At 39.3% G+C, this 6,208-nt stretch carries 6 protein-coding genes and 1 pseudogene; 2 read left to right on the forward strand and 5 right to left on the reverse strand.

The window, feature by feature from the left end; translation table 11 throughout:
* Window positions 1-1,362: 1,362 nt before the first annotated feature.
* A pseudogene (locus ACFIL7_RS08595) lies at window positions 1,363-1,677 on the reverse strand (hypothetical protein); the annotation flags it as partial.
* Window positions 1,678-1,742: 65 nt separating this feature from the next.
* Here ACFIL7_RS08595 and ACFIL7_RS08600 point away from each other — a divergent pair.
* Both ACFIL7_RS08600 and ACFIL7_RS08605 read left to right on the forward strand, forming a co-directional pair.
* Complete coding sequence (locus ACFIL7_RS08600) at window positions 1,743-2,054, forward strand: type II toxin-antitoxin system RelE/ParE family toxin (protein ID WP_017196508.1); 312 nt, start codon at window positions 1,743-1,745, stop codon at window positions 2,052-2,054.
* Window positions 2,035-2,316, forward strand: a complete 282-nt coding sequence (locus ACFIL7_RS08605; protein ID WP_273788712.1) for an addiction module antidote protein — start codon at window positions 2,035-2,037, stop codon at window positions 2,314-2,316. The genes ACFIL7_RS08600 and ACFIL7_RS08605 overlap by 20 nt, the downstream gene beginning before the upstream one ends.
* Window positions 2,317-2,350: 34 nt before the next feature.
* Here ACFIL7_RS08605 and ACFIL7_RS08610 read toward each other — a convergent pair whose 3' ends face one another.
* The 4 genes from ACFIL7_RS08610 to ACFIL7_RS08625 all read right to left on the reverse strand — a co-directional run.
* Window positions 2,351-2,731, reverse strand: coding sequence for a hypothetical protein (locus ACFIL7_RS08610; RefSeq protein WP_375633221.1), 381 nt, complete (start codon window positions 2,729-2,731; stop codon window positions 2,351-2,353).
* A gap of 19 nt (window positions 2,732-2,750) precedes the next feature.
* Window positions 2,751-3,875: a N4-gp56 family major capsid protein gene (locus ACFIL7_RS08615; RefSeq protein ID WP_273788714.1), complete on the reverse strand. Its 1,125-nt coding sequence runs from the start codon at window positions 3,873-3,875 to the stop codon at window positions 2,751-2,753.
* A gap of 91 nt (window positions 3,876-3,966) precedes the next feature.
* Complete coding sequence (locus tag ACFIL7_RS08620; protein WP_375633220.1) at window positions 3,967-4,860, reverse strand: hypothetical protein; 894 nt, start codon at window positions 4,858-4,860, stop codon at window positions 3,967-3,969.
* Between the two features lie 13 nt (window positions 4,861-4,873).
* The coding region (locus ACFIL7_RS08625; protein WP_375683522.1) for a phage portal protein at window positions 4,874-6,208 on the reverse strand (1,335 nt) is incomplete at its 5' end.

A 6,208-nucleotide genomic window follows, 5' to 3' on the forward strand; every position in this document is an offset into this window, starting at 1 on the left:
CGCGGCTTTCAAATAGCGTTTCTTATTGATTAAAATGAATCATCCACAATGGAGTAATGAATGCATATATACAAAACGTATCATATTGCAAGCGCTCTATGAGAGATATGAAAACTTATCAAAAGGAATGTAAATGTGCGTATGATCTTTAATCACTCATTTGAATGAGAGAGCCTATAAACGCTTGTTATGGCTATTAAACAAATTAAAACGCTTGGTAGGTTTAACAATCCAATCAAAAGCAAATGCATATTCAATAAATATATGTAAAAAACGTTCTTTTTATATTTACGATCATTGGTTTTTAAAAGCAGATTTTCATAAGATAAATAAACAAACGCTTTTATAAAGTGTAAGGTTTTCAAGATTTTGCTCTGCTGTGAAAGCTAAATCTTAGTTTTCTCATAAATGAAACGTTTTTAAGAGCAAATGATAACTAAGTTATAACTGTTATAAAAAAAAGTTTTAACGTTTCTTATAAAGATCTCATTTTATGTTTCAAACGTTTAAACGTGCATTTAAAGAGGTTCTCATAAGCGTATTTGTACTTTTCATTAAAAGATAATTTCTTTAAATATTAGCCGGCTCAATTTTGAGTTGGCAAAATCAACCAGCTCAAATTCGAGCTCGTTATCTTAGAATAGAGCATTCTTTAAATATTACAGCTTTTGACTCAAAATTGAGTAAAATCCCATGCCTTATGATGTTACAATGGTTTTAAATTTTTCTTGCTTGCATTATATCATTAAAAAGCTTTTGATTTCATAAGACATAACATTGTGATTTTCATTCTATATGTCATGATATTATATTTATGCTGATTACTTATCATTTTCTAAACTTTTAGAAAGCGTTTTAAAAGTGATCTTGTCTTTAAATCCTTTTATGCAATCTTTATAAATTAAACCTATAAGCTTATAAAAGTTTTAAATGATTACTTTCTTATAGGATACTATAACATCTTTAGATTTTGCGCTCCCCAATTTTGGGGACCGTTAATTTTGTTTTTATCATGCGATTAACAATCCAATCATTAAAACAAGATGTGATCTTTAAACGTATGTTATCGATAATTCCAAACAACTAAATTTTAAACAATGTGATTTGTACTGTGATAAAAACGTATCATAAGATTTATAAACTGTTATGAATGATAGCTGCTTTTCATTTCATTTGAATGCACACATGCGTTATAATATTTGTATCATGATTTGCTTTTTATGGTCTATTCATGCATGGCAATCTTATATAAAAAATGATCAAATGAATCATGCATAAAAGTGTGGATTCTTAAGTGGATTCATATAAAATAATTTCACACAACCTATTGACTTTACTGGTTTTTTATGCATAATATGTTATCGAACTCAGATAAACGTTTTTGATTTTAACAGCTGTTTCAATAGGGCGGGTAGTGCTTGCATCATAAACACCTTGTCCCGCCCGTGTCTCAAACACCACATCACGGCTTTCGTTAAAGTAAAAGGTCTCCCGTTCACAAAAACGAATGGCTGCAAAAATGCTTTCTTGGATTTGTTGAACATACTCATCGGCTATGTCATCAATCTCATCTTGAATGACCGACACTAAGTGCGAAAGTGTTCTCTTATGACGATAAACATCTCGCTTTACAGGTATCGGTCCTCCGGTTTTAATCCGAATATAATGACGTGTCATCAAAATACCTCTCAGTAAAAATTATTACTATTGATATTATATATATTGTGTAGTATAGTGCACTGATGGTAGCGATAATAAAAACAACAGATGAATTCGATAACTGGTTAGAAAAACTTAAAGACAGAAAAGCTGCTAATATAATTCTTGCAAGGCTTCATAGAATTCGTTCAGGGCTTTTGGGTGATGCAAAGTTTTTTAATGGTATAGGTGAATTACGTATCCACTATGGTGCTGGTTACCGAATTTATTTTACAAAAAAAGGCGATAAAATCATTATATTGCTTTGTGGTGGTGACAAATCCACACAATCCAGTGATATTCAAAAAGCCTTATCTCTTTTAGAGGATCTTAAAAATGAAATTGAAAACCTTTAACTTTGAAAAACACCTCACAACACCAGAATCTCAAGAAGTCTTTTTAAATGAAGCCTTTAAAACTGGTGATGCCTCTCATATAGCGGATGCCCTTGGTATTGTTGCTAGAGCACAAAATATGAGTGCCTTAGCAAAAGAAACCAATCGCGAACGCAGTGGATTATACCGCTCTTTAAGCAAAACAGGTGATCCTAAACTTTCTACCTTAGTCGCTGTCTTATCTGCCCTTAATTTACAACTCTCTGTACAATCTGCTCCATAAATCGTGAGGGGAATTAAGCCTTCCCCTATACCTCTCAACGATTGGTCACGAATTGCACGACCACAACACACTCACCAGCCGCGGTTGTTTTATCCCGTGTTGCATAAAGCGTAAGCTCTTGATCTTCTGGAACAAACTCTTTTTGGTTGGTTGATGTAAAATCTTGAGTGCTTTGGGTTTTGATATCCTTTTCACTAAACTCATTACCACCATAGGTGCTGCCTATCTTTAATTTCGCATCCGAAAACGCTGTCTTCACAAACGCTTTAATCGAAAGGATCATTGCACCACGCGGTAAAGTCCCGATTTTGCGCGTCAAATGCTTATCTTTATGCGAGATATTCAAACGCAAAAAACTGACCTGATGTGTATGAAGATCTCTGCCGTGTAAGTGTCCTGTTACGCCATCTACCATGTCCTATTTCCTTTCCTCATCACTCAACTTCACCGCTGTAGGTGGGGATAACTATCGTTCCAAAATCTTGGGCTCCTTGTGCTCTTCCGGGCATTTGGAAACGCGTTTTCTTCATGCCCATAATTGTATGCACTCCAAAACCGTATTCGCGTTTGTAGTCGAAGGTTTCTTCTTCGATTTTATAGCGGGTCTTACCGTAACTCTTACCAAATGCCATAACGACACTTTGCGCTCCAAGCAAAACAGCACGGCGCACACCTGCAAGACGTGTACTATCCGTGGATTTAACACCATTGGTGACATGCTCTGATTCACGTAAAATCACACCGTTGTACATGCCTAGAGAACCATCAAAGATTGGGTTTTTGGAACGCGAACCGGTATAAGCAGCTTTCTGAATATCAAGCCATTGACCCGTCTCTGTATTAGTGCGCAATTGTGTCACCTGAATGGGATGCAAATACAACACATAAACACTCTCGCCATTCACGCGAACCGGTCTAATTTTAGGATTCGCTAGCTTAGCGCACTGAACCGCTTCATCTATCAATTTAAGATTAAAGCTGTGTTTGGCTTTTTCTGTAAGCTCTTCATCCTTGGTTTTTGCTTCTGGTCGCACAATGCGCTTACTGCTTGGAGCTAATGGTGCATTAAAGCCCCAAAAAAGAGGATCAAGATCAACCAGTTCTCCCTCAAAATTAAGCCTGTTGGCTGTATAACCGCAAGCGTGAACGAAAAACATCAAACTCAAACGGTCCGCATACCAATCTGATAAACTGTTTTTGGCTTCTTCGCGCAAATTAAACAATGTGCGCTGATTATCAATAGTGCCTTCATTGGCAATTCTTGTTCCATGATAAAGTTCATTGATATACAGTTTATCATGAAGGAATTGTAGTGCCTCTTCATTGCCTTCAAGGGTTTCACCCTCACTCACACCACGTCCTGATAACTGAGCTCGCAGACTAAATGTTACACAATCCCCTTTGCCTTTTTGCGTCTCTGTTTTCACCTGAATAATGCTATTGGAATCCTGCCCCATCAAAGGAGCAATAGGAGTTGCTTTGGAGACCTCCGCATCAAGAATTCTCGCCCATGTTTTTAACGCATGGGGATCATTAATCCCTATATGTGTTGTTGCCATTTATTTCACCTTTCTTTGCTATAAAAAAACCGGCTTAAAGCCGGACCACCAACCCGCACCAAAGGCGGCTTATTCTCTAAAAGTCTTTCACTTAATCTTCATCATCTGCACCACTCAATTTGCGTATAAGCACTCGGTTCTTTGGATTACTGTACCACGCTTGAAACTCTTTATCCGTCATAGCGTCCATCGTTTCCCATGAAAGTGGACCCGTCACGCCCCCTCCACCAGATGCCGTTAAGGTTCTCGCAGAATTCTGCCGACTTTGAAGTTCTGCAACTTGATTATTCGCTTGCACTGCTTGGTTCTGATAGCCAAGGTTTTGTGCTATTCTATAAATTTCTTCTGCCGGATTGAGATCTCTTTGTGCACAAGTCGCTACAAGCGCATGCAATTGATCTCTTATAATCGCATCTATTGTGTTTTGTTGTCCATACTCAGGATAAAGTGATGACCAAGAACTCAATTCCTTTGCGCGTGCCTCATAAAGAAAATTTGCCGCGGCATCAAAATCACTGGATTTATTTTGAAACGACTTAACAGAATTATTAAAAAATTCACCAAGACGCATATCGTGCTGCTGCTGTTCCTCAGCTTGTCTTAGCGCTTCTTTCTGTTCCCTAATATACGCATCTTGCTTTTGAATCTTATCTAACATCCACGCCACTAAACGAACAGGGTCCTCACGTAGGTCTGGGGGTGCATTTTCACCTTCAACCATTGGCGTCTGGGATTGGGGTTCATAAAACTTGACAAGCGCTTCACGGGCTTGTTTGGCTTGTTGCTCCACACGCTGCTGTTCTATACTAGGAACAATCTCTGAAGGCTTTTCAACGGGCTGTGCAACCGGCTCTGGAGAGGTGACATCATCATTATCAATCGTTTCACCATCATAAGTGCCAGCATCAAAAGAGCTCTCATCATCAAAGACCGGTGCTCCAACTCTGTAATCTTCATTCATAGCTTCATTCATTTCTGCATTCATTCTTTCACCTTTCTCAACTATGCATACCTCTGTGTAATGCTATTCGCTCTCGCATAATCTGATTGTGTGCCTGATCATTGAGAAGCTTCTGCCGTTCAATCTCATAGCGTTGCTTCATCAGTTCTGCGTCTGTTTTTGCTCTCTCTTGATGCACAAAAAGATCAATCTGCTTTTGTTGCAAATCCATCTGATGCATCTGTGCTTTCGTCTCTAAGTCTTGTTGCTTTTCCTGCAACTTCATTTCCTGCTCGGGATCCATCTGCTGTTGTTGTGCCATTTGTTGCTGTTGGAACTTCTCACTGACACGATTGAGTAATGACGCAGGCAAGGGTGAGTAACGAAGTAGATCAAGCATAATATCCGGCGTAATGGCATTTTGAAGCAATGGGAGCAGCTGTGTGATGATACCGAAGGTGCGCTCTTTCTCATTCGGGCTGGTTGGCGCATCATCAACTACAATATCATACTCGACACTCGTTACTTCTTCACGCGTCAATGGAATATATTGCGCATTCTCTTCACCAGATATCCGTACCAAACGACCATCGGACAAGTAATTCTGTATCAAGTGCAAAATAATCTTACCTTGCCGCTTGCGGTACAAACGTAAACCATCAAACAGACAAGCAAGCAGATTTAAACTGGATTGGCGTCGTTGTGCCTCCAAAATACCCGCTTGTGTCACTTCCCTTGTACCAATGAATTCGGGTGATAAACCCGTCACCTGATTAATTGCTTCCTTAGCTTCATTAAACAGCTGGAAAAAGCCCTCTGGAAACTGTGCTACAGGCTTTGGTTGTATCTTGCCTTCTGCAAGAGCGCCATCTTCAGCAACTAGCAACGCATCAGCCCGCGCCCAATCTTGCATAGCCTGCCTGATGTCCTTAAACGCCCCTTCCTCGACAATAAGCCCCCCTTTGGATTGGCTATTAAGGATATACATCACTTGACTAAAATATTTATTCGCCCATCGTTGTGGATCTTTTGTCGGACGGACAACCCCATAAAATTGCCGTTCTATCTTATCAAAATACCCTGTTATACACTCCCAACCCAATTGACCCGCTGGAACCAAAGGTTGATCAGGGGATTCAAGCAATTTTCTCCCTAAAAAAGCACGTTTTACGACCTTTTTATTGAAAGCTGCCCCTTGGATATCGGGCATCATGCACTGGAGCTGCTTAAATTCTTCCTCGCTATAATCACGAAGTTCTCCAGTGCTTAAATCGGGCGCTTTGTAATATCGCTCGCTTTCAAACCAACGGCATTCAACAAGCGTGACCATCCGACGACCGTTTTCAACATCAATGCTCCCTTCATCACTGTAATAATCAAGATCATTATGGTG

The organism is Bartonella sp. AP3QHHD (assembly GCF_042195765.1).
Taxonomy (GTDB): domain Bacteria; phylum Pseudomonadota; class Alphaproteobacteria; order Rhizobiales; family Rhizobiaceae; genus Bartonella.

Coding starts and splice junctions, on each gene's coding strand:
- ACFIL7_RS08600 (WP_017196508.1), top strand. CDS start 1,743: ATGGTAGCGATAATAAAAACAACAGATGAATTCGATAACTGGTTAGAA.
- ACFIL7_RS08605 (WP_273788712.1), top strand. CDS start 2,035: ATGAAATTGAAAACCTTTAACTTTGAAAAACACCTCACAACACCAGAA.
- ACFIL7_RS08610 (WP_375633221.1), bottom strand. CDS start 2,731: ATGGTAGATGGCGTAACAGGACACTTACACGGCAGAGATCTTCATACA.
- ACFIL7_RS08615 (WP_273788714.1), bottom strand. CDS start 3,875: ATGGCAACAACACATATAGGGATTAATGATCCCCATGCGTTAAAAACA.
- ACFIL7_RS08620 (WP_375633220.1), bottom strand. CDS start 4,860: ATGAATGCAGAAATGAATGAAGCTATGAATGAAGATTACAGAGTTGGA.